The following is a 567-nucleotide window of genomic DNA, read 5'->3' on the forward strand; positions in this document are numbered from 1 at the left end:
CTCGGCGTCGGCGAAGGTCATCTGCTTCATCGGGAAACTCGGTGGGTGGGGTCGCGGTATTTTGCCAAATCAGAAAGTCTTTTTCAGAGTTTCCCTAAAGGAAGGAATTTCCGATTCGGGTAGCAAACGACCGCCTGATTCTGGATTTTTCGACAGGTCTTTCGCGGTATAGAACCTCCTGAGCATCTCAACATAGGCGTTGGTTATCGTAGAAGTCTTATCCCCGACAAATAACGAGTAGCCGATACGGATACAGCGCTTATCCACTGCATCGATAACCTTGGTCGGTGAAACGGCAATACCTTGATACCTTGGCTTCCTACCCGGGGGCTTTGCGGGATCATACTTGCGCTCAGGAACTCCGACGCCCGCATAGTTTTTCAAGAGCGCATTTCGAACTTGGCCGTTGATCCAGTAACGGTACAGAAGCCGATAGATGCTCTTGCGCTGTATACCGAGCTCAACAGCTCTAGGGAAACTCTGAAAAAGACTTTCTGATTTGGCAAAATACCGCGACCCCACCCACCGAGTTTCCCGATGAAGCAGATGACCTTCGCCGACGCCGAG

Annotated in this window: 1 pseudogene; it reads right to left on the reverse strand. The window is 51.1% G+C overall.

Annotated elements, in window-relative coordinates:
• Positions 1–90: 90 nt before the first annotated feature.
• Positions 91–471, reverse strand: a pseudogene (locus AO268_RS05470) (transposase); the annotation flags it as partial.
• Between the last annotated feature and the right edge of the window lie 96 nt (positions 472–567).

Source organism: Pseudomonas sp. ICMP 8385, assembly GCF_002699915.1.
In the GTDB taxonomy this organism is placed as follows: Bacteria; Pseudomonadota; Gammaproteobacteria; order Pseudomonadales; family Pseudomonadaceae; genus Aquipseudomonas; species Aquipseudomonas gessardii.